Raw genomic sequence first — 21,814 nt, 5'->3', positions numbered from 1 at the left:
GCGACTCATGCGCGCCGCATCTCGCCCGCAGGCTTATTGCACCGTCGCGAGAACGTCGCCCACCGTCTTGAAGAGGTGCGCGATCTGCTCTTCGTCGATGATGAGCGGCGGCGAGAACGCGAGGATGTCGCCGGTAAAGCGCACCAGCACGCCCGCCTCGAAGCACTTCACGAACGCCTCGTAAGCACGCGCGCCCGGCGCGCCATCGCGCGATTCGAGTTCGACGCCAGCAATCATGCCGAGGTTGCGAACGTCCTTCACATGCTTCGCGTTGCGCAGCGAGTGAGCGGCGGCTTCGAACTTCGGCGCCATCGTTGCCGCGCGCTCGAACAGGCCTTCGCGGCGATACAGGTCGAGCGTGGCGACCGCGGCAGCCGCTGCGGCCGGGTGGGCCGAATACGTGTAACCGTGGAACAGTTCGATCGCGCCCTGTGCGCCGCCGTTGACGATCGTGTCGTGGATCGTCCGGCTCGCGGCCACCGCGCCCATCGGGATCGCGGCGTTGTTGATCGCTTTGGCCATCGTGATGAGGTCCGGCGTCACGCCGAAATATTCGCTCGCCGTCGCCTTGCCGACGCGGCCGAAAGCGGTAATCACTTCGTCGAAAATCAGCAGGATGCCGTGCTTCGTGCAAATCTCGCGCAGCTTTTGCAGATAGCCTTGCGGCGGAATCAGCACGCCCGTCGAACCGGCCACCGGTTCGACGATGACCGCGGCGATCGTCGAGGCATCGTGCAGCGTGACGATGCGCTCGAGTTCGTCGGCAAGATGCGCGCCCCAGGCGGGCTGGCCTTTCGAAAACGCGTTGTGTTCGAGGTTATGCGTGTGCGGCAGGTGATCGACCGCCGGCAGCAGTGCACCGGAGAACGTCTTGCGGTTCGGCGCGATACCGCCGACCGAAATGCCGCCGAAACCCACGCCGTGATAGCCGCGCTCGCGGCCGATCAGGCGCGTGCGCTGGCCTTCGCCGCGCGAACGGTGGTACGCCAGCGCGATTTTCAGGGCGGTATCGACCGATTCCGAACCTGAGTTCGTGAAGAAGATGCGGTCGAGGCCGTCCGGCATCAGTTCGGCGACTTTCGTGGCCGCTTCGAATGCCAACGGGTGGCCCATCTGGAAGGTCGGCGCGAAATCGAGCGTCGAGAGTTGCTGGGTGATCGCGGCGACGATTTCGTCGCGGCCGTGGCCGGCGTTTACGCACCAGAGGCCCGCGCAGCCGTCGAGCACTTCGCGCCCGTCCGTCGTGCGGTAGTACATACCCTTGGCCGATTCCAGCAGGCGCGGCGCGGCCTTGAACTGGCGGTTGGCGGTGAAGGGCATCCAGAAAGACGACAGGTCGTCGATGACGGGGCGCGAAGTCATGGTTTTTCCTCGAGGTGGTCCCCCAAGGGACTTCCTTCGGGGCATAGCCAAAACTGTAGCGTTCGCGGTTTAATGGCGGCATAAACAGTTGACGCAGTGTGGCGCTAACTGTGTTGGTGGAATTGCGATAACTGTGCCGACTCCTCATTCCCGATCATGATCGAATTACAACTTGAGCGCGACCGGCGCGCCGCTCCCACGCTCGTCGAGCAGGTCGTGCAAGGCTTCGAGCGCGCCATCGAGGCGCAGTCGCTGCGCGCCGGCGCGCTGCTGCCGTCGGTGCGGGCGCTCGCGCAAAGCCACGAACTGAGCACCTTCACGGTCACGGAAGCGTACAACCGTCTCGTTTCGATGGGTCTCGTGGTGGCGCGGCGCGGTTCCGGCTATCGCGTGGCGGCGCGCGCGCAGTCCACGCGGGTCGCGCCGACCGACTGGCAACCGCCAAGCCTGACCGCGACCTGGCTGCTGTCCGACGTATTCGCCGACCATTCGGTGCCGATCAAGGCGGGCGGCGGCTGGTTGCCGAACGAGTGGATCAACGAGACCGGTTTGCAGCATGCGCTGCGCGCAATGAGCCGGGTGCCGGCGGCGCGTCTCGGCGACTACGGGCATCCGTACGGCTTTGCGCCACTGCGCGAGCGAATCGCCGAGCAACTCGACCGGCGCGGTTTGCCGGTGGACGTCTCCAACGTGCTGCTCACGCAGGGCGCGACGCAAGGGCTGGATCTGATCGTCCGGACGCTATTGCGCGCGGGCGACGCCGTGATCGTCGAAGATCCCGGTTATTGCAATCTGCTGCAGATTCTCAAGCTGGCGGGGCTGGTGGTGCACGGCGTGCCGCGCACGCCGGCCGGTGTCGACACCGACGTGCTCGAAGCGCTGGTCGCGCAGCACAAGCCGAAGGCGATTTTCGTCAACACCACGCTGCAGAATCCGACCGGCGCGACTTTCGGCATGTCGGCGGCGTTCCGTCTGTTGCAGATCGCCGAGCGTCAGCGCATGTGGGTGATCGAAGACGACGTCAGCCGGGAACTGGCGCCGCCCGGCGCGCCCTTGTTCGCTGCAATGGAAGGCTTGCAGCGCGTGCTCTACGTTGGCGGTTTTTCGAAGACGGTGACGCCGGGGCTGCGCTGCGGCTATGTGGTCGCCGAGCGGGCGGTGTTGCGCGAACTGGCGCGCACGAAGATGGCGGTGGGATTGACCTCGTCGGAAGCGATCGAGCGGATCGTCGACAAGGTGTTGCTCGAAGGGCGCTATGCGCGTCACGTGGAAGCCGTAAACGAGCGGCTCAAGCTCGCGCATGCGACCGTCGAAGAGCGGCTCGACTCACTCGGCCTCGAACTGTTTCACCGGCCGCGAGCCGGCCTGTTCCTGTGGGCGCGCCTGCCGATTGAAGCCGGGCGCGCCGGTGAAGTGGCGACGGCGGCGCTCACGCATGGCATCTGGCTCGCGCCTGGCTCCTATTTCCGTCCGGACGATGCGCCGAGCGCCTGGTTCCGTTTCAACGCGCCGTACTCGACCGACGATGCGTTGTGGCGCTTCATCGAGCGAATCGGGCAGGGTGCGATCTAGCTGCCTTGCTCAATCTTAAGCGGCCTGGCCGAGCAGCTTCAGCGCGATCGGATACAGCGAGAGCACCAGCAGCAGCGCCATCGCTACATTGAAAATACGCAGCCGCTTCGGGTCCGACAGCACGCGCCGCATCGCGGTGCCAAAACCGGCCCACAGGCAGATGCACGGGAAACCGATCACGTAGAAGATCGCCGCCATCGCGATGGCGTTCATGCTGGTGCTCTCGCTGAGGTGGATCGTCGTGGCGGCGGTCAGCACCATCATCCACGCTTTCGGATTGATCCATTGGAACGCAATGGCTTCATGAAATTTCATGGGCCGGCGATCGCCTTTCCTGACCTTCAATTCACCCGACGTGCCGATTTTCCACGCGAGATACAGCAGATACGCGACGCTCGCGACTTCGAGCACCGTGTACAGCACGGGAAAGTGCACAAAGGCTTCGCCCAGACCGATCCCGACCGACAGCATCAACAGCACGACCCCGGCGCTGATGCCGGAAAGATGCGGCAGCGTGCGGCGAAAGCCGAAGTTGACGCCGGAGGCCAGCAACATGGTGTTGTTCGGACCGGGCGTGATGGTGGTGACAAGCGCGAACAGGATGCCCGCGGGCAGCGCGCTGAGGCTGAGATAAGACATGGGTGGCTCCGGTGTCAGTCGATAGGACCTTTGGAGCATTCTAGCGAACCATGCCGGTACAGTACCTGTACGGTTTTCGGAATGGTGTCCGGTACGGACGTGCAGGTGGGGGGCGAGAGCGGTCTAGGAGACAATAAAACTACGGCGGTGTGACCTGCTAACGTAAAAAATAAACAGTCTTGTCTGTTTGTTGAATTTCCGCTACTGTTATCGAACTTGCGTGATGCGAGTCGCAAGAAAAACATCAGGAGACGCTTACGCTGGCGGTACACCACCCGATCGCCCCTGTATCGGGATACGATATCTCGGGAATAACCATTCGTCATACTAAGCATGGCGTCGCGCGAGCCGCTTGTCAGCCTATCAGCCTGTCGGTCTTAAATCCATGAATGGACCAGGAGCACAAACAGTGGCAGAGATTGTCGTCAGCAACGCCGGGCAGACCTTGCCTTGCGAGTGGGAAATCAAGGATTACGCACCCAACGAGGTTTCGGCAGCAGAGTTGCTCGCAGGCAGCGACGGCTGGATCGCCGCCTCTGCGCCGGGTGATACTTATCTGGCCTTATACGAAGCAAGCCGGATTCCTCATCCGTTCGCTGAGCAAAACGAATCCGCCTGCGCCTGGGTGAAGGACCGGGAATGGTGGTGGCGTAGCCGGTTTCCCGCCATGAAGCCCGGGCCCAATGAGCGCGTGATGTTGACGTTCGAGGGACTGGACACGTACGCGTCGATCTGGCTTAACGGCGGTCTTCTGGGCAAGACGGACAACATGTTCGCGGCTTTCAGCTTTGACGCCGGTCCGCTGCTGCGTGACGACGAACCCAATCTGCTGCTCATCTGTTTCACACCTCCGGCGCTGCGGGTGGCCGACAAGTCGATGGCAACCTGGGACATCATTGCCGATCCGATCAAAGAATCGAAACGCAATTTCCATCGCAAAGCGCAATTCGGCTGGGGCTGGGATTGGGGTCCGCAACTGCCCAGCGTGGGGATCTGGCGGCCAGTTCGTCTGGAGCGCCAGCGAATCGCGGCTATTCGGGATGTTCGCTTTACCACGCTTGTAATCGAACCCGCAGCCGTGATCGATGTCGCGGTAACGATCGATGCTTTCGCAGCGGAGGGCGATTCTCGCGGGCCTTTGCGGGCCGTGATCCAGTTGCTGGACCCGGCCGGTGTGCAGGTTGCCGGCACGACCCTGACGTTTGACGGCGCGAGTCGATCCACGGCGTGTCAGTTGACTGTCGATACACCGAGCCTATGGTGGACTCCCGAGCTTGGTCTGCCTTCCTTGTACACCTTGCGCGTGGAATTGGCGCACGGCGAGCAGACGCTCGATCAACGGACGCTGAAGGTCGGAATTCGCCGCATCGAACTGGACACGTCGGCTGATCTGGACGAACCGGGTTGTGATTTCTTCCGTTTTCTTCTGAACGGTGTGCCGATCTTTGCGCGAGGTGTGAACTGGATCCCGGCGAGTTCCTTTGTCGGCGCAACGACTGCCTCGGATCATGAGACCTTGCTCAAGGAAGCGGCCACTGCGAACGTCAATATGGTCCGCGTGTGGGGCGGCGGCCTTTATGAAACCGATGCGTTCTACGACGCCTGCGACCGCCTGGGCCTGCTTGTCTGGCAAGACTTCATGTTCGCCTGCGCGCCGTATCCGGAGGACGAACCTGCTTTTGTCGAGAGTGTGCAACGGGAAGTCGATTACCAGATCACGCGGTTGCGAAATCATCCCTCGCTGGCGCTATGGTGCGGTAACAACGAGGGGCAGGCGGTTCACCAGTTCATGAGCCGAATGACCGGCGTGAACACACCCTATCCGGGCGATCTGTTTTTCCAGAGGATGATTCCGCAGGCGCTGAAAGCCCTCGATCCGGCCACGCCTTATTGGCCGGGCAGCCCTTATGGCGGTCCCAGTCACAACAGCATGCGCGCTGGCGACGTGCACAACTGGACGGTTTGGCATGGATTGCCGCCGGTTCCCGACGCGGAGCCGGTCGGCACTTTCGACCATTCGCCGGAAGCGGTCGCGTACACGCGCTATGCGGAAGACAAGGCACGCTTCGTCAGCGAATTTGGCATCCAGGCCGCACCCGCCGAAAGCACGCTGGCGCGCTGGATCGCACCGGACCAGATGACACTCGGCAGCGAAGGGTTTCTGAACCGGATCAAGGATCATCCGCAGGACAAGGTCAATGCGATGCTGATTCCGGTCACCGGTTTGCCGGCGACGCTCCGCCAATACGTGACGTTCACGCAGCTCGTACAGGCCGAGGGACTCAAGTTCGGCATCGAACACTACCGGCGCCGTAAACCACACTGCTCCGGCACGCTGATCTGGCAATACAACGACTGCTGGCCGGGTATTAGCTGGAGCCTGATTGATTACGACCGGGTTCGCAAGGCGAGCTGGTACTACGTCGCGCGCGCCTATGCACCGGTGCTGGGGTCGTTCAAGACGCTCGACGACGGCACCGTCGAACTATGGGTCACCAACGACACGCGCGCGGACGTCGAATTCGACGCGACGCTCACCATGATGACGTTCGATGGCGCAACGCTCTGGCAGGAAACCATGGCGGGCACCGTGCCGGCGACCGGGAGCCGGGCGGTCTGGCGCAGTTCACTGGATCGTCCCGGCGCGGCGCCGGACCGCGTGCTGACGGTGCGCTCGTCGAAGTTCGCGGACAACCGGCTGTTCTTCGCGCCAATCAAAACGTTGCCGTTCGCCGCAACGGAACCACGGATGAACGTGCAAGCCGGCGACGACGGCGCGCTTTCCGTGACGCTGACCGGTATCGGTTATCACCACTTTGTGCATCTGCTGGCGGCCGATGCGCATGCGACGTTCAGCGACAACTACTTCGATCTGCAGCCGGGCGAAACGCGCACGGTTCGTGTCGCAGCAGGCGGCGTGACGCTGACGCCAGCCAGCGTCACGCTCGGCTCATTCCATCGCTGAGGTGAGTGCGGCGAGCGCGGTTGCGCGCATCGCCGCATAGCCGCATAGCCGGCTGCGGTCGGATGAACGCCGTCGCCGGTGAATTCGCCGCGCGGCGTTCCGCCTTCAGGACTCGTTACGCGTGCGAGCAGCGCGTCATCCATCGGGCCCGCGTGTCAATGCCGTGTATGGCCATTGGCTTTCCGGGACCGTCTCATTTGCGTTTCTTCTTCGGCGCGGCTTCGATTTCTGGATAAAGCAGGCGCAGCATTTCACTGAGCACAGCGACTGCGTTCTCGTCCTCGGCGCGGTCGCGCCGGAACAGCGCTTCGAGCGACAGCCCGCGCATCGCCGCGACGAATACGCGGTGAATCGCCTCGCCGTTCGGATGATCGCGCAAACCCGCCGCTTCGAGGCGCTCGACGATCCAGGGGTGCGACATCCGATCGATGCCAGTCTGTATTTCACGCAGTTTGTCGGCGAGTTCCGGGTCCGAGCGTGATGCCAGCATGATCTCCATCACAGCGGTACCGGACGGCTGGCTCATCACGTCCCACATCGTCGACGGCAGTTCACGCATCCACTGTAGCGGCGGCATCTCCTTCACTGTGCGCTCGTAATGCGCGACGTCCTGCTGATACACAGCCTCTACGACGGCCAGCATCAGGTCGGTGCGGGTCGGGTACTGGTGGGTCATTGCGCCGCGGCTCACCTGGGCTTCTTCCGCGACCATCGTCACGGACGTCGCACTGTAGCCGAAGCGATGCAGACAGGAGATCGCGGCCGCAATCAGCTTGGCCTGGGTTTCCGCGCTGCGCTGCGCTTGCGGGCGCCGACCGGGCGGGGCCGCCGGCGTGGATGCGGCGTCGTGTTTCGACGTCTGAAGAGGCTTCTCTTTCGTTCGCTGTGTCATGGGTGGCTTAACGGGGAATGTACCCTGACGATAGACTAAAACAAACAAACCAGTCTATTGGTTTTTGAACTGCCTCCGTTTTCGAGAGGCGGAGGGTCGGTGAATACCCGCAAAATTCACAAACAGTCTTGCCTGTTTGTTATTTGCAGATTACCTTGATGCCACTTGCTGCACGCAAGCCGCCAGAAAAACATCAGGAGACAGGGATTCATGACGACTACCGCTTCAAGGAGGCCGGCGCGTTCCGTCGGTACGGGTATCCATACCGCAGCACGACGCAGAAGACTGCTTTACGCAGTGGGCCTCGGCATCGCAATGACATTGTCCGCGCGTGGCGCGCAGGCCGACGACAGCATCGCCGAAGCCGCGAAGACCAGTAACTGCCTCGCCTACGACCAGAACCGCGCGCGGGGTCTCGAGACCCCGCTGTCGACCACTTGCGACAGCGTGTCGCCGGGCATGGGTGGGCTACGCGAAAAGATGTACGAAAACGGCTGGGTGCTCCAGGGCGGCATCTCAAGCAGTCTGACCTACGACGTGCTGCATCCCAGCAACAGCGTGCCGCAGTCGTACACCGGGCAGCGGCCGACTTATGGTCAATCTGCGCTGGCCGTGCTGACCTACGACCTTTCTCGGGTCGGTTTCAGCAAGGACTCACAGTTCATCGTCGCGGGCATGTGGAATGAAACCAGTTATCTCGGTGCAGGCGTGCGCAGTGCATTTGTTAGCGAACTCTCGATCGAGCAGGAGTTTTTCAACCACCAGGTCCGCATCAACTACGGCTTCCAGACACCGACCAACGAGTTCTATGGCTTCACGCTGGGCACGACTGTCGCGTCGTCGGCACTCGGCCCGGCGAGCAGCATGTTCTACGAACTGGGCGTTCCGTCGATCAAACCGGCACCCACCTTTGACATTCGCGTCTACGCGTCGGACATGCGGCTCTATAACCACTTCGCTGTGACGCGCAGCATGAGCCCGCAGGGCTTCCAGGCCGACTCGCAGGACAACTCGTCGGGCTTGAGCTTCAGCGTGCCGGGTGCCCGCGCACTCTTCATGGACGAAGTGGGCTACCGCATCCTGTCAGCCCCGAACCAGCGCGCGTTCTGGGTGCGTGCCGGCGCGCTGTACAACACGAGCGACTACATGGATTACGGCGTAGGCCGCCCGACCTACGGCAACAAGGGCTTCTATTTCGCGGTGACACGGCAGTTCACGCAGCCCGACGCGTTCTACAGTTATCGCGGCATCTACGCCGACCTCAAGGTGGACTACGCGGACGCGAGCAAGAACCCGTTCAGCCGCGACGTCGCGGCGACGATCTACAGCCTCGGACCGTTCGCATCGCGTCCCTACGACATGGTGAGCGCCGGCTTCACGCACCAGTGGATCAGTCAGAGAACGCGGCAGTTCTCGCTGCTCGCCACCGGCGTACCGATGATCGCGGGCAGCAACACGTATTCGGTGTCGTACGCCATGCACGTGATGCGCGGCGTCTACTGGACCAACAGTATTGCCTATACGACACAACCGGTGCTCGCACCGTCGCACGCCGCCGCCCTGCTGTTGACCACCGGCGCGACCGTCGTGTTCTAGCCATCAGCCGGCTGCGCCGCACGGCGTCCCAAATGGATGCGCTCATACCGGCGCGTCGCCATAACCCTGCGCCGCCGCATGCCAACGGGCGGCGCGATCTCACACTGGAGAAAGCGATTTTGACCAACGACCGTACACCGCGCGCGGTACCCAAAGACTTTCTATGGGGCGTGGCCATCTCAGGGCATCAGAGCGAAGGAAACAACGTTGCTTCCGACGTATGGCTCGCCGAACACGTTACACCGACGGTGTTCGCCGAGCCCTCACGTGACGCATGCGACAGCTATCACCGCTTTGGCGACGACGTCGCGATCGCCGCGGATCTCGGTTTGAACTGCTACCGCTTCGGCATCGAGTGGGCGCGCATCGAACCGGAACCGGGCCAGTTTTCGAGCGCCGAACTCGACCGCTATGCGCGACTGATCGATCGCTGCCTGGAGCGTGGCCTCGCGCCGATGCTCACGTACAGCCATTTCACCGTACCGCGCTGGTTCGCGGCGCGCGGCGGCTTCGAGGTCGCCGACGGCGCGGACCTGTTCGCCCGTTTTGCGGAAGCCGCAACGCGGCGCCTTGGCGAGCATCTCATTGCCGCGACGACGTTCAACGAAGCGAATATCCAACGGCTCATCAAACTGCTGCTGAGCAAGCCCGAAGCACAACCGGCCATTGATGCGATGCTAGCCGCGTGCGCGCAGCGCTGTGGCTCGCCGCGTTTTTCGTCGCTGCTGTTCGCAGACGCCGAGAAAACGGAAGCGGTGTTGATCGACGCGCACAGAAAAGCGCTGCAGGCGATCAAGGCCGGTCCCGGCAATTTTCCTGTCGGCCTTAATTTGACGATGCAGGAAGTGCAGGGCGTCGGTGACGGCAATCTGGCCGAATACATGACCGATAGTCTCTACGGTCCCTGGCTCGACGAAGCGGCGATGACCGACTTTATCGGCGTTCAGACCTATACGCGCGTACGCGTGGATGCGAGCGGCCAGGCGGCGCTTGCGCCGGATACGGAGATGACGGCGGCAGGTTACGAGTTCTATCCTCAAGCGCTGGGCGCCACGATCCGGTTGGCCGCGAGCCGGACCGGCCGGCCGGTCTACGTGACCGAAAGCGGTATTGCGACGGATGACGATACGCGCCGCATAGCTTATATCGACGCGGCTCTGGCGGAAGTGCGGAAATGCCTCGACGATGGCATCGACGTACGCAGCTATATTCACTGGTCCCTGCTGGACAACTTCGAATGGACATCGGGCTATGATCAGCGCTTCGGTCTGGTCGGAGTCGATTTCGAAACCTTCCAGCGCACGCCTAAACCGAGCGCGTTTCATTTGGGCGCCATTGCGCGCCGGGGAGAACTCTAATGAGCGATGCATCACCTGTTGTCGGCATGGTCGACCAACTCGACTCGCATGGAAGCGGTCCGACCGAGGACGAAATACGGTTCGTGCATGCCTATGTGGCGCCGGGCCCGCTGGACCCGGAATTGCTGGCCCGCGCACACGATCCGGCAGTGCTCGCGGCACGAGACGTTCGTGTAGAAGCACTGCGAGCGCGGGATTGGCCCAATCTTGGTCAGTACCGTGACGCGAACCGCATGCTGGCGGGGATCTCGCCCAAGGCGGTGTTCATTGGGGATTCACTGACTGAGTTCTGGCTCGCGGGTGACCCGGAAATGTTCCGTTATGGGCTTGTTAGCGGAGGCCTCGTCAACCGCGGCATCAGCGGACAGACCAGCCCGCAGATTCTGCTGCGCTTTATGGCAGACGTCATTCAACTCAAGCCCGCTGTCGTCCACTTGCTATGCGGCGGCAACGATCTCGCCGGCAATACCGGACCGACGACATTCGCCGACTACCAGAACAACATTGTTGCCATGGTCATGCTGGCGCGCGCGTTTAACGTGAAAGTGATTCTCGGCAGCGTCACGCCGGCCGGCTTCTTCGCCTGGCGCCCAGGAATCGATCCGCGTGCCCGCATTACCGAGATCAACGCATGGTTCAAGGGACTAGCCGACGAGCATGGACTGATTTTCGCGGACTATCATTCTGCGCTCGCGGCACCGGACGGTAGCCTGCGCGCCGAACTTACGCGTGACGGTGTTCATCCCACGGCAGCGGGATACGAAGTTATGCGTCCGATCGCCATCGCTGCGTTGGCCGCCGCGGTGGAATGAGGCCGCATCATAAGTGTAGCGATCGCGTTGTTTCGACCGTGCGTTGAAAACGGAAGGGCGGCGGTGCAAGTGCGCCACTGAGGGCCGACACACCGCCGACTGACAATGGCTACAGGGCGATTTTCGAGGACGTTCTGGTAAGCGATTCGGCTGCAATTGCCTGGAGCCATTCCATGGTTACAACAGGCGCTGTTACCGGCAGCATATGGCCACCGTCCACCAGGCGCAGCGTGGTGTGATCCAGCTTTCGCTTGAGGGCCTCACCGTGATGCCTCCAATCCAGGATTCTGTCCTCGCGGCCGTAGAGCACATCTACGGGCAGGCGAAGTGTGGCATAGCGGCTTTCCATTGCCGGGAGTTCGTCCGGGATCGCCATCATGTCGGATGACGCCGCATAGAAAGTACGGGGTCGCAAGCCAAGCAAGCCGCCGCCTTTCGTCGGGAAATCCTTCGGAACATCATCGGGGCCGAATACGATGTCCAGGATGGCGCGACTGCCCTTGATCGCGAACGGCGTGGCCAGCGTAACCGACACGATGCGTCGGAGCAGCGAAGACCGGATCATCAAGCCGCGAAAGGCCGCGACCGGATCAGCCATGTGAGTGAGCGGCGCAATCAATGCCAGCCGGCTGACGCTTTGCTGATGATTCAGGCCGACCGCAAGCGCAATGGCGCCACCGAGCGAATGCCCGACCAGCAGCGGCTTGTTCAATCCCATGGCGTCGATGAACATTGCCACGGTTCGCGCTTGCGCGGAGATGCTGGCCGACGAACGCGCGCCTCGCGTTGAATGTCCCGAACCCGGCCGGTCGATCAGGATTACCCGATGAGACTGCGCGAGTTCCTTCATATGCAGATACGCAAAGTTGCGCAGCTGTCCGCTCAACCCGTGAACGAAGACAATGGGCGGTCCATTGCCGAATTCGACATAGTGAATCCGGTCGCCACCAATATTGATGAAACGGCCCTGCGCGGGTAGCGCCTGTTCGACGCGGCGCGCAACGTACAGCGAAAAAGCGACGAGCCCCGCGATCACAATGACGATGATGCACGCGGCGATGATGGACAGGGTCATGAATGTCACGTACTCACCTTGGTCTTTATGTGTTCTCTTGCGTTTCGCGCGCAAGCCTGGCTGTGGGGCGCCGCTCGAATTGCATGGCGCCGTCGTGGAGGGTTCCGAACCTGAGCGATGCAAGATCGAGCAGGTAGTTCTGATGATACTTCCATGGTTTGTGCAGCCCCTGTTTAGGCAGGATACCCGACGCTCTCTGGATGTAGCCCGACGTCAGGTCGACGGCAGGCAGCGAGCCCGTCTCATCGCCCCCCAATCGCGGGACACAAACGTCGTAACCGTTCGCCTGCATATGATTGACGAGCCGGCAGACGTACTGCGCGATCAACTCGGCTTTCAGGGTCCACGAAGCATTGGTATATCCGAACGACGAGGCGAGATTCGGTACATCGCTATACATCATGCCTTTGTACGACACGGTATCGGCGAGGGATACCGGGCGCCCGTCAATAGAAATCACCGAACCACCCAGCATCTTGAGCTTCAATCCGGTGGCGGTAATCACCAGATCCGCGTCGAGATGCTCGCCGCTTCGCAGCCGCACACCGGTCTCGGTGAAACTTTCGATTTCATCGGTGGCGATCGATGCCTTGCCGGCCCGCACTGCCTTGAACAGATCGCCGTTCGGTACGAGGCACAGGCGTTGGTCCCAGGGGTTATAGCGGGGCGTCATGTGTTTGTCGACGTCGAACTGCGGGCCCAACTGCTTGCCTGCCGCCCTGATGAGCAGCTGTTTGGTTTCTTCCGGCTTGCGCCGCGAGCGGTTGTACAGGTACATCGTCAGCAGCACGTTTTTGCTGCGGATAAGCCGATGCGCAAGCGTTGACGGTAACCACTTGCGCATGACGTTTGCGATCTTGTCACGCGCAGGCAGCGAAAAAATGTAGGTGGGTGAGCGCTGCAGCATGGTCACGTGTTTCGCCGTGTCCGCCATCGCGGGGACCAGCGTGACCGCCGTGGCGCCGCTGCCGATCACGATAACGCGCTTATCCGCGTAGCTCAGATCGGCCGGCCAATGCTGCGGATGGACGACGCGGCCTTTGAACTTCTCCATATCGGGCCACCGGGGTGCGTGACCTTCGTCGTAGTCGTAATAACCGCTGCACATGTAGAGGAACTTGCAGGTATAGCGCGTTTCAATGTCGACATTGCCGTCGGTTTGCTTCACGCGTACCGTCCAGCGCGCAGTCAATGAATCCCAGTTAGCGCCCGTCACCTTGTGGCCGAACCGGATGGTCTTGTCGATCCCGGATGTCTGTGCCGTTTCCTTGATGTAGTCGAGAATCGTCTGGCCGTCGGCTATTGATTTGTCGCTATGCCACGGGTGAAAACTGTAGCCGAGCGTGAACATGTCCGAGTCGGAGCGCACGCCAGGATAGCGGAACAGGTCCCACGTGCCGCCCATCGTGGTTCGGCTCTCAAGTATCGCGAAGCGGGCCGCAGGGCAGCGCTCCCGTAAATGATGCGCGGCGGCCACACCGGACAATCCGGCTCCGACAATCAGGACGTCATAGTCGAGGTCGGCGCCCGCAATGTGTTTGCTATCGGACGAAGAGGTGGGGGAAGGCGCGGACGAAATGCCGCTTGCCTGGGTAGCCGGCGTCATGCAATGTCCTTGCTGGTGGAAGAGGCGGCCTGGGCCGGCCGGGGTGCCGCATGTGCGAATTTCGCGCGGCGGCCCTGCAGTTTGCGATGAAAGCGCAGCACGTAAATCTGGTAGGCCGAACCCAGAAGCCGCGCGATGCGATCGGCGCGCCGTGCGTCGCTACCTATCAGCACGCGCCGGGCATTGCGTTCGACACCGGCAAGAATCTGGCGCGCTGCATCGTCCGGCTGCGTTGCATTGATCAGGCGGTTGGCCTGACGGCGATGGGCGTCCGCGTCCAGCCCGGTCAGTAACTGGATGCTGTCGTCGACCCGCGATGCGGTTGCGATGTTGGTCGCAACCCCACCGGGATGAACACATGTCGCGCTCACGGACACACCTTCCAGCTCCAGTTCCATGCGCAGCGCCTCGGTATAACCGCGGACCGCAAATTTGCTGGCATTGTAGGTACCTTGGGTCGGCATCGCGATAATGCCGAACAGACTCGACGTGTTGATCACGTGGCCATCTCCCGACGCGCGCAGGTACGGCAGGAAGGCCTGCGTGCCATGCACGACGCCCCAGAAATTGATGCCCATAATCCACTCGAAGTCTTCGATTCTGGCCGTCTCCGCAGCGGCCGCGAGCGATACGCCGGCGTTGTTGAAGATCAGGTTGATGCGACCATGATCTTCCGACACTTGCCTGGCCCACGAGAAAACGGCCGCGCGATCGGCGACATCGAGTTGTTGCACCGTGACCCGCACGCCGTACACGACGCATTCGTTCATTGTCTGAACCAGCCCGATCTCGTTGATGTCGCTCAAGGCGAGGTGGCAGCCGCGTCGAGCGAGCTCGATCGCGAGCGTGCGGCCCATGCCCGACCCGGCACCTGTGATCGCGGCGACTTTTCCTTCAAAACTTTTCATGAGCACACCCCTTGCAAACCGCCTTTTCAATGACGAAAATCCAGCACGTTCCGCTTGGGCGTAAAACGCTAACCCCGGAAATTCCGTCGCCGGATTCGCGCGGCGCGTAGCGCCTCTCAGGCCGCATTGAATATCAGCCCCCGTTGGACGACATAGTGCGGTTGCATCGGGAATACGCCAATGGCGTAACGGGACAGGTTTTTTAGTATTTAGGCCAGATTGTGTCCTTTAGGGGTATCTCCTGATGAGTTTTTGGGACTTCAAGCGCGGTCCTACACGTACCCGATTATTGGTGGACTACGCGCGCGCGAAGGGCTTTTCCTCAGCCGAGGTGCTTAAAGGCAGCCGGCTGGAGCTCACGCAACTCGACGACCCGAATGCCGAACTATCGGCCGCTCAGGAGCTTCGCGTGATCGGCAACCTGTTGAAGCTGACCGGTGCGCCGGATCAACTCGGCATCGACCTGGGGCTTCGTTACCACTTCTCGGCTTACGGCGTGTGGGGCTTTGGTCTGATCAGCAGCGCCACCATGCGAGATGCATTAACGCTCGCGCTTCGCTTCATTCCACTTACGTTTGCGTTCACGTTGATCTCGTATCACGAGGAGGGCAATCTTGGCGTGCTGACATTCGGTGAACCGGACCTGGGAGCTGATCTCACGCGATTTCTGGTGGAAGGCGACATGGCGGGCGCAGCGGTCCTGCTTGCCGAAGTCGCCGGTCAGGACTTCAAACTCGAGCGGCTTACTTTCAGGGCCGAGCCGAACCGCAAGAATCCCCGTCGTGGCGCGATACGCAAAGTATTCGGCGCGACGCCGTATTACGGGGCGAAGATGAACAGCCTGTCGTTCGACCTCGCATATCTGGACCGGCGGCTGCCGCATGCCAATGCCATCACGGCGGCCATGTGCGAACAGATGTGCGCCGAGCTCATTGAACGCCGGCAGGCGCAATCCGGGACATCGACGATCGTCCGCCAGTACCTGAGCGTGCCTGGCAGTTCGCTGCCGGATCTGGCCGCAATGGCGAGGATCGTCAATCTGAGCGAACGCACCCTGAAACGCCGGCTTAAAGAGGAGGGGACTACGTTCAGAACGCTCCTGATGGAGTCGCGCCGGGCGATGGCGGAGGAGTTGCTGAAAGACCGCCGGTTGAGCATGGCGGATATTGCTGTACGTCTGGGCTTTAGCGATTCTTCGACATTTTCTCAGGCCTTCAAGCGTTGGCATGGCGTGGCGCCGAATGTCTACCGGAAGACTACTCGCGCCGCCTAAGCGCTGAGCCTGAAGTATGAAGGCGCGCCGCCGCTGGAAATTGCGTGGTGCGCCGCTCGGTAATTGCCCTGGTTCACCGCATCTAATAACAAAACAGACTATCCTGTTTCCAAATAAGCGACTATTATCGGCCGGACTTTGCGCGTAACCGTATGCATGCGGTTCGCTTCGCGAGGACGAAAAGCGCGTTCCGCAACCCACGTCGCGCAGCCGTTCGCACCGCTGCGATCGAGCAGATCCAAGGCCCGGCATGAATGATTAGCCGCGCTTTTCCGCTGCTCCAACAGCACAATGTCCCCATTGATCGGTACCCCTTATGAGCGCAGCTGTGACAACGCTAGAGACCACCCCGGATCATCTGATCGATGCAACGGCGTTGCGGCAGACGCCGCTACCGCTGTTATCCAAGATTGCTTATAGCGCGGGCTCGTTTGTCGACGCAGTGACGAACAACGTGCTGACCGTATTCGGACTGTTCTACGTAACGGCGGTGTGCGGTGTGTCCGGTGGATCTGCGGGCGTGGCGCTGTCGGCAGGACTTGTTGTCGATGCGGTGCTGGACCCGTTGATCGGTTCAATATCCGATGGCTGGCGCTCGCGGCTCGGACGAAGGCTGCCGTTCATGCTGCTGGGTCTGCCGCTTTCCATGATCGCCTTCGTGATGATCTTCTCGCTGCCCAAGGGGGTGTCGGCAACGACGTTATTTGTCACCTTGCTGCTGCTCTCCATCGTGCTGCGTGTGTCGGTCTCGCTTTTTAACCTGCCATTCCTTGCGCTGGGTGCCGAGCTGACCGACGACTACGCGGAGCGATCCCGAATTGCGGCATGGCGGTGGGGGCTTGGCATGATCGCCGGGTTGGCCACGGTTCTCATCGGCTTCGGCCTCTTCTTCAGGGGCCCCGACGGCTTGTCGCAGAAGGCAGCCTATCCTCCCTTCGCGATGACCTGCGCGGCGGTCGCCATTGCCGGTGCGCTCGCTGCAATATGGGGAACGTTCGTCCTGCGCGATCGTGCGCATCCGATTGCCGTGGATCGCCCAGGCTGGCTGCGCGCGCTGCTGGCCGGACTCGCCGAAATTTTTCGCAACCGGTCTTTTCGCATTCTGTTCGGATCGTCGGTGCTGTTTTTTGTTGCGCAAGGCGTGGCACTCTCGCTTGGGTTGCATGCCAACACCTATTTCTGGCGGCTGTCCGGCGACAGCATCAAGATAGTGATGCTGGCCTACTTTTGCGGCTTGCTGACGGGGGCGCCGTTGATCGGCATGTTCTCGCATCGATTCGACAAAAAACGCATGTTGCTGGTCAGCCTGGGTGTCCTGATCGTGACTCAGGCACTCCCTGCGAGCTTGCGCCTTGCCGGCATGCTGCCTTTCCAAGGCATGACCCTGGCAACGATGCTTGCCGCGAACGCGGCGATCGGCGGCTTCGGCCTGACTGCTGCGGCCATCGCCGTCTCGTCGATGCTGGCGGACGCGGCCGACGAGCACGAATATATTTTCGGCTCCCGGCGCGAAGGCCTGTATTTCGCCGGGTGGGCTTTCGCAGGAAAAGTTGCCACGGGTGGCGGCGCGCTGATTGCCGGGCTGGTCCTGCAGTTCAGCGGATTTCCCAGCGGCGCGGCGGCAAAGGCGGGCGCGCAGGTTGCACTCCGTCCCGAAACTGTCACCCTCCTTGGCTTGTGTTACGGGCCTGGGGCGGCCCTCTTTTCGATTGCGGGTGTACTGATCCTGCTTTTGTATCGTCTCGACCGCCCAACGCATGCGAGGATTCTCGAGAAGCTGATACAGCAGCGCACGGGCTGAAATTAAGTTAATTAGTATGATTGAATAAATGGCGAAATAGACATGTCTGAGATCGAGCAGGGAAGCGACACAACACCATTGCAATTTGTTCTTCCGTCCACCGTTTCTGCGCAGTGGAAGGACGCGTTTGGCCGCATGGTCGAGGAGGTCATGAAGACGGGGGGACTTCAACCCCAGCCACACACCGACAATCCGGACGAATGGGACGCGGCCAATGTGCTCTCCAACCGCCTTGCCGAGGCACTAGCCGCGCCGGTTTTGACTCGACTGGGAACGCAAAGGGTTGAACGAGAACTGGGCGGCGTGCCCGTGGTGGAATACATCCCGAAGAAGCCGCAGCGTAACGGCGCACGGATTATCTACACGCACGGCGGCGGCTACACGGGCGGCTCTGCACGGGCCAATGCTGTTGCCGCTGCGGTGATGGCGGACCTGCTGGAAGAGCCTGTGTTGTCGATCGATTACACGTTGGCGCCCCGTGGCCGCTACGACACGGTAACCGACGAAGTGGTAGCCGTGTTCGACGCCTTGGCGAACGGCGGGATGCCCACTGACCGGACTGTGCTGTTCGGCGACTCGGCGGGCGGCGGTCTTGCCGTGGCCTCGATACTCAAGCTTAGAGACCAGGGCAAGCCGATGCCGGCGGCGACCGCGTTGTGGTCGCCGTTTGTCGACCTGCGTTGTGAAGGAGACACCATTCGGACTCTGCGTCACGCCGACTTTTTCGATCCGGAGAAACTGGCCTTCAACATGAACATGTATGCGGGTCCTGACCACCTGACGCATCCTTATGCGTCGCCGATCTACGGCGATTTCAGCAAGGGATTCCCTCCTGCGCTGGTTCAGGCTGGAACCCGCGAGATATTGCTAAGCGATTCCGTGCGTTTGTACCAGGCGCTCGACGTTGCCGGATGTACGGTGAAACTGGACATCTATGAGGGCATGCCGCACGTGCATCAGTCATGGCCTACCGGCACCGAGACGCCGGAAGCCATGCTCGCCTGCCGGAAGACCGCGCAGTTCCTGCGACACTGGTTGCAGCGGTCAACGGCTTAGCCGGCACAGTGATGTGTTGGTGATTGTCGTGACAGCCGTCCTGGCATTGCTATCGCTCCACGATTTCGATATCAAATAAACGGTATATACTGTTTATACCGTTATCAACGTGGAGGTAAGCATGACGTCGCCTGTTACTCAAGAGCACGCCAAGAAAGCGTCTCATTTTCCGAAGGCCAGCAAGCACGCGCCGGATGGCGCTGAACCGGCAGTCGCGCCGGAACACTCGGCGGAAGCGACGGCGCCTGTCGCCAGAAAGGCGGCCAAGCCGAAGCGTTCGGCAACCGTGGAAGCGGCGCCTGTTGTCAAGAAGGCAGTCAAAGCGAAGCGTCCGGCAACTGCGGAAGCCGCGCCTGCTGTGAAGAAGGAAGCCAGGCCGAAGCGTTCGGCAGTTGCGGAAACGGCACCGGCTGCGAAGAAAGCAGTCAAAGCGAAGCGTGCGGTAGCTGCGGAAGCGGCACCGGCACCGGCCGTTGAGAAGGCAGCCAAAGCGAAGGGTTCGACAGCAGCGGAAGCCGCGCCGGTCAGCGCGCCCGAAGCAAAAAAAGCCAAGCAGCCGAAGAAAGAGAAAGTTGTGCGCGACAGCTTCACGATGCCGAAATCGGATTACGACCGGATTGCGGCTCTCAAGCAGAAGTGCCTCGACGCCGGTGTGCCGGTCAAGAAGAGTGAACTGTTGCGAGCCGGGTTAATGATGCTGGAGTCGGCAGCGCCGCAGCGCCTGCTTGCCGCGGTGTCGTCGCTCGAGACGGTGAAGACGGGGCGCCCCGCGAAGGGCTAAACCTGGCATCGTGATTCGATGCAAGGCTTAGCTTGAGGCGGCGTGCCCGCCCGGGCGGTGTCGGACTGCAGCGCATCCGGCTGCAATTTCTCGAGCCGCAGGGGCGGGTACGAAGCAGCATCATGCCATCGCCATATTTCCGGCGGGTGACGGACGAAATTTATTCGTCGTCTGCGGCGTGTTGAGCGGCGGTGCCTGACAACACACGCGAACGGATCACTTTCACCCGTTGCTGCATGATTTCGCGTGCCTTGACGCCGTCTCGCGCTTCGATCGCATTCAGCACTGACTTGTGCGAGCGGATCACGCGCGCGGCGATCGCATGCGTGGTGTTCGGCGCGAGTAGCGGTTGCAACACAAAACGCAGCGCACGGAATTGCGCGAGCAGAACCCGATTGTGCGACGACTCCACAATCGCTTCATGAAAGCGCAGCGACGCATCCGTGAACGCAAGCGGGTCGTCCCGCAGTTTGTCGAGTTCGGCCAGGATCCCGCTCAGCTTCTTGAGGTCTTCCTCGGTGGCGTTTTGCGCCGCAAGTTCTGCTGACGTGACTTCAATCGCCATTTGCGCGTCGAAGATTTCTTCGCCGGTGACGCCGATCAGATGCAATTGAATGGCCAGCGCGTCCGCGAAGCGCTCCGGATTGCCCTGCGCAATCCAGGCGCCGCCTTTCGCGCCCATGCGGATCTCCACGATGCCGACGGCTTCGAGCGTGCGCAATGCGTCGCGAGCGGCCATGCGGCTCACGTTGAATTGGGCGGACAGCGAGGTTTCACTGCCGAGGAAATCTCCCGTCTTGATCTGACCGGAAAAGACGGCTGCGCGCACTTGTGAAACGATGCGCCAGGATAAGGTTTCCGTCTGCACCGGTTCCCACAGCGGCGTAGTTTCGACAGTACCTTTTTTCAATTCGGATCTCCGGACCTGAGCGTTGCGACGGGGTGAGCCGAAGCCGCACGCACGAGAGGCGTGGTGCGACCCCGAAAGACTGATCGCGATGTTAGCATAGCCGTTGAATAATCATACGGTTATACAATTCGCATGTGCGCTCGGGTTGTCCGGCGTCACAAATCGAGTATCAGACACTCGCTTTTGCTGCCCGAGCAGCAAATCATCATCGACCGGTTTGCCTCCTGTTCGCCCTTTGTCAGCACCATGTCGCGATGGTCCGGCACGCCTGCGAGCACACGCGTTTCGCACGTGCCGCACACGCCCTGTGAGCAGGAGTAACTGACGTCGATCCCTTCGGCGATCAGTGCATCGAGAATCGTCTTGCCTGCGCTTACCTGAATCAGGCGGCCTGAGCGTGCGAGTTGCACGTTAAAGCCGCCAGACGTTGCGGGCGCCTCGCCTGCGGCGAAATACTCCACATGAAAACGTGCGCCGCTGCCACAACTCGCAGCGCTTGCTTCGAACGCATTCAACATGGCCGTCGGGCCGCAGCAATAGAAATGCGTGCGCTCGTCGCGCTGCTTCAATACGGCGGCGAATTCGAGCCGCTTTCCACCCGGTTCGCCGTCGTGATGAAACTGTACACGGGAGCCGTATTGACGCAACGCGCCGACGAATGCGGTGGCCTCACGGGTCCGCGTGCAATAGTGCAGCTCCCACGACCGCTCCAGTGCTTCCAGGCGATGAATCATGCCCATGAGCGGCGTGATGCCGATTCCCCCCGCGATGAGCACCGTATGCGCGGCGTCCTCGACCAGTGGAAAATTGTTGGCGGGCGCACTGATCGTCAGCACGGCGCCGACGCGCAGCGTCTCATGCACCCAGGATGAGCCACCGCGGCTCGACGGATCGCGATTCACGCCGATCACATAGCGGTGTGTGTTCTCCGGGGAATTGCAAAGCGAATAGCTGCGGATCATCCCGTTGGGCAAATGCAGATCGATGTGAGCGCCGGCCGTGAAGCCCGGCAGCGGTGAGCCGTCAAGTGCGTGAAATTCATACGTATTGATGGTGGGCGCCTCGTATCTGATCGCGCGAAGTTGCACCTGTAGCGTATCCATAGCCTTCTTCATGTTGACTCGTCCGGAGTTGTCTCACCGCGCAGACGCAAATTCTGTTGCGCGTGCTTCGATGTGTAATATATATTATCGAAACAGCGCCGACAA

17 protein-coding genes are annotated in these 21,814 nt (G+C 61.4%); 9 read left to right on the top strand and 8 right to left on the bottom strand.

The genetic code is table 11. The features are described from left to right. Positions 1 to 33: 33 nt before the first annotated feature. Positions 34 to 1,362 carry an omega-aminotransferase AptA gene (gene aptA / locus PQR40_RS18540; RefSeq protein ID WP_408228393.1) on the bottom strand — a complete coding sequence of 443 codons (1,329 nt, stop codon included), beginning with the start codon at positions 1,360 to 1,362 and terminating at the stop codon, positions 34 to 36. Positions 1,363 to 1,518: 156 nt separating this feature from the next. Here aptA and PQR40_RS18535 point away from each other — a divergent pair, with 156 nt between their 5' ends. After that, complete coding sequence (locus PQR40_RS18535) at positions 1,519 to 2,934, top strand: aminotransferase-like domain-containing protein (RefSeq protein ID WP_408337124.1); 1,416 nt, start codon at positions 1,519 to 1,521, stop codon at positions 2,932 to 2,934. A gap of 15 nt (positions 2,935 to 2,949) precedes the next feature. On the opposite strand, the gene PQR40_RS18530 is transcribed toward PQR40_RS18535, so the two are convergent. Continuing rightward, entirely contained in the window at positions 2,950 to 3,573 is a 624-nt protein-coding gene (locus PQR40_RS18530) for a LysE family translocator (RefSeq protein WP_408228387.1), read from the bottom strand. A 409-nt stretch (positions 3,574 to 3,982) separates the two neighbouring features. On the opposite strand from PQR40_RS18530, the gene PQR40_RS18525 reads away from it, so the two are divergent. Beyond that, the gene (locus tag PQR40_RS18525; protein ID WP_408509529.1) at positions 3,983 to 6,538 is read left to right on the top strand and encodes a glycoside hydrolase family 2 protein; all 2,556 of its coding nucleotides are present in this window, start codon (positions 3,983 to 3,985) and stop codon (positions 6,536 to 6,538) included. 193 nt (positions 6,539 to 6,731) lie between these two features. On the opposite strand, the gene PQR40_RS18520 is transcribed toward PQR40_RS18525, so the two are convergent. Next, on the bottom strand, positions 6,732 to 7,430 hold the full coding sequence (locus PQR40_RS18520) for a TetR/AcrR family transcriptional regulator (RefSeq protein ID WP_408228381.1): 699 nt from the start codon (positions 7,428 to 7,430) through the stop codon (positions 6,732 to 6,734). Positions 7,431 to 7,640: 210 nt separating this feature from the next. On the opposite strand from PQR40_RS18520, the gene PQR40_RS18515 reads away from it, so the two are divergent. Genes PQR40_RS18515 through PQR40_RS18505 form a run of 3 tightly spaced genes read left to right on the top strand, consistent with a single transcriptional unit; the run spans position 7,641 to position 11,196 of the window. Continuing rightward, positions 7,641 to 9,026: a carbohydrate porin gene (locus PQR40_RS18515; RefSeq protein ID WP_408337130.1), complete on the top strand. Its 1,386-nt coding sequence runs from the start codon at positions 7,641 to 7,643 to the stop codon at positions 9,024 to 9,026. 32 nt (positions 9,027 to 9,058) lie between these two features. Beyond that, the gene (locus tag PQR40_RS18510; RefSeq protein WP_408228375.1) at positions 9,059 to 10,384 is read left to right on the top strand and encodes a glycoside hydrolase family 1 protein; all 1,326 of its coding nucleotides are present in this window, start codon (positions 9,059 to 9,061) and stop codon (positions 10,382 to 10,384) included. Next, the gene (locus PQR40_RS18505) at positions 10,384 to 11,196 is read left to right on the top strand and encodes a GDSL-type esterase/lipase family protein (protein ID WP_408509528.1); all 813 of its coding nucleotides are present in this window, start codon (positions 10,384 to 10,386) and stop codon (positions 11,194 to 11,196) included. Before PQR40_RS18510 ends, PQR40_RS18505 begins: the two co-directional genes overlap by 1 nt. 109 nt (positions 11,197 to 11,305) lie before the next feature. Here the strand turns inward: PQR40_RS18505 and PQR40_RS18500 are convergent, their stop codons facing one another. The 3 genes from PQR40_RS18500 to PQR40_RS18490 are packed head-to-tail and all read right to left on the bottom strand — an operon-like array spanning position 11,306 to position 14,785. Beyond that, positions 11,306 to 12,271 carry an alpha/beta fold hydrolase gene (locus PQR40_RS18500; RefSeq protein WP_408228369.1) on the bottom strand — a complete coding sequence of 322 codons (966 nt, stop codon included), beginning with the start codon at positions 12,269 to 12,271 and terminating at the stop codon, positions 11,306 to 11,308. Between the two features lie 25 nt (positions 12,272 to 12,296). Beyond that, on the bottom strand, positions 12,297 to 13,877 hold the full coding sequence (locus tag PQR40_RS18495; protein WP_408509527.1) for a flavin-containing monooxygenase: 1,581 nt from the start codon (positions 13,875 to 13,877) through the stop codon (positions 12,297 to 12,299). Then, positions 13,874 to 14,785 (bottom strand): SDR family NAD(P)-dependent oxidoreductase, encoded by a 912-nt coding sequence (locus tag PQR40_RS18490; RefSeq protein WP_408228363.1) that lies wholly within the window; start codon positions 14,783 to 14,785, stop codon positions 13,874 to 13,876. The genes PQR40_RS18495 and PQR40_RS18490 overlap by 4 nt, the downstream gene beginning before the upstream one ends. A gap of 244 nt (positions 14,786 to 15,029) precedes the next feature. Between PQR40_RS18490 and PQR40_RS18485 the strand changes: the two genes are divergently transcribed. The 4 genes from PQR40_RS18485 (at position 15,030) to PQR40_RS18470 (ending at position 19,696) form a co-directional block, all read left to right on the top strand. Then, entirely contained in the window at positions 15,030 to 16,058 is a 1,029-nt protein-coding gene (locus PQR40_RS18485) for an AraC family transcriptional regulator (protein ID WP_408509526.1), read from the top strand. Between the two features lie 316 nt (positions 16,059 to 16,374). Next, entirely contained in the window at positions 16,375 to 17,859 is a 1,485-nt protein-coding gene (locus PQR40_RS18480; protein WP_408509525.1) for an MFS transporter, read from the top strand. Positions 17,860 to 17,901: 42 nt separating this feature from the next. Next, a complete protein-coding gene (locus PQR40_RS18475; protein WP_408387941.1) occupies positions 17,902 to 18,915 on the top strand; it encodes an alpha/beta hydrolase fold domain-containing protein in 1,014 nt (337 codons plus the stop codon). Positions 18,916 to 19,036: 121 nt separating this feature from the next. Further along, complete coding sequence (locus PQR40_RS18470; RefSeq protein WP_408387939.1) at positions 19,037 to 19,696, top strand: hypothetical protein; 660 nt, start codon at positions 19,037 to 19,039, stop codon at positions 19,694 to 19,696. A 160-nt stretch (positions 19,697 to 19,856) separates the two neighbouring features. Here PQR40_RS18470 and PQR40_RS18465 read toward each other — a convergent pair whose 3' ends face one another. Then, positions 19,857 to 20,606 carry a FadR/GntR family transcriptional regulator gene (locus tag PQR40_RS18465; RefSeq protein WP_325046895.1) on the bottom strand — a complete coding sequence of 250 codons (750 nt, stop codon included), beginning with the start codon at positions 20,604 to 20,606 and terminating at the stop codon, positions 19,857 to 19,859. 155 nt (positions 20,607 to 20,761) lie between these two features. Next, positions 20,762 to 21,721 carry a PDR/VanB family oxidoreductase gene (locus tag PQR40_RS18460; protein ID WP_408387937.1) on the bottom strand — a complete coding sequence of 320 codons (960 nt, stop codon included), beginning with the start codon at positions 21,719 to 21,721 and terminating at the stop codon, positions 20,762 to 20,764. Positions 21,722 to 21,814 lie beyond the last annotated feature (93 nt).

The sequence above is a fragment of the Paraburkholderia sediminicola genome (genome assembly GCF_046026855.1).
GTDB classification, from domain to species: Bacteria; Pseudomonadota; Gammaproteobacteria; order Burkholderiales; family Burkholderiaceae; genus Paraburkholderia; species Paraburkholderia sediminicola_A.
This window is presented reverse-complemented; position numbering and strand designations above follow the sequence as displayed.

Bases quoted from the DNA above. Each gene is read 5' to 3' on its own strand.
- aptA (WP_408228393.1), bottom strand. From the start codon at position 1,362: ATGACTTCGCGCCCCGTCATCGACGACCTGTCGTCTTTCTGGATGCCC.
- PQR40_RS18535 (WP_408337124.1), top strand. From the start codon at position 1,519: ATGATCGAATTACAACTTGAGCGCGACCGGCGCGCCGCTCCCACGCTC.
- PQR40_RS18530 (WP_408228387.1), bottom strand. From the start codon at position 3,573: ATGTCTTATCTCAGCCTCAGCGCGCTGCCCGCGGGCATCCTGTTCGCG.
- PQR40_RS18520 (WP_408228381.1), bottom strand. From the start codon at position 7,430: ATGACACAGCGAACGAAAGAGAAGCCTCTTCAGACGTCGAAACACGAC.
- PQR40_RS18515 (WP_408337130.1), top strand. From the start codon at position 7,641: ATGACGACTACCGCTTCAAGGAGGCCGGCGCGTTCCGTCGGTACGGGT.
- PQR40_RS18510 (WP_408228375.1), top strand. From the start codon at position 9,059: ATGGATGCGCTCATACCGGCGCGTCGCCATAACCCTGCGCCGCCGCAT.
- PQR40_RS18505 (WP_408509528.1), top strand. From the start codon at position 10,384: ATGAGCGATGCATCACCTGTTGTCGGCATGGTCGACCAACTCGACTCG.
- PQR40_RS18500 (WP_408228369.1), bottom strand. From the start codon at position 12,271: ATGACCCTGTCCATCATCGCCGCGTGCATCATCGTCATTGTGATCGCG.
- PQR40_RS18495 (WP_408509527.1), bottom strand. From the start codon at position 13,877: ATGACGCCGGCTACCCAGGCAAGCGGCATTTCGTCCGCGCCTTCCCCC.
- PQR40_RS18490 (WP_408228363.1), bottom strand. From the start codon at position 14,785: ATGAAAAGTTTTGAAGGAAAAGTCGCCGCGATCACAGGTGCCGGGTCG.
- PQR40_RS18485 (WP_408509526.1), top strand. From the start codon at position 15,030: ATGAGTTTTTGGGACTTCAAGCGCGGTCCTACACGTACCCGATTATTG.
- PQR40_RS18480 (WP_408509525.1), top strand. From the start codon at position 16,375: ATGAGCGCAGCTGTGACAACGCTAGAGACCACCCCGGATCATCTGATC.
- PQR40_RS18475 (WP_408387941.1), top strand. From the start codon at position 17,902: ATGTCTGAGATCGAGCAGGGAAGCGACACAACACCATTGCAATTTGTT.
- PQR40_RS18470 (WP_408387939.1), top strand. From the start codon at position 19,037: ATGACGTCGCCTGTTACTCAAGAGCACGCCAAGAAAGCGTCTCATTTT.
- PQR40_RS18460 (WP_408387937.1), bottom strand. From the start codon at position 21,721: ATGAAGAAGGCTATGGATACGCTACAGGTGCAACTTCGCGCGATCAGA.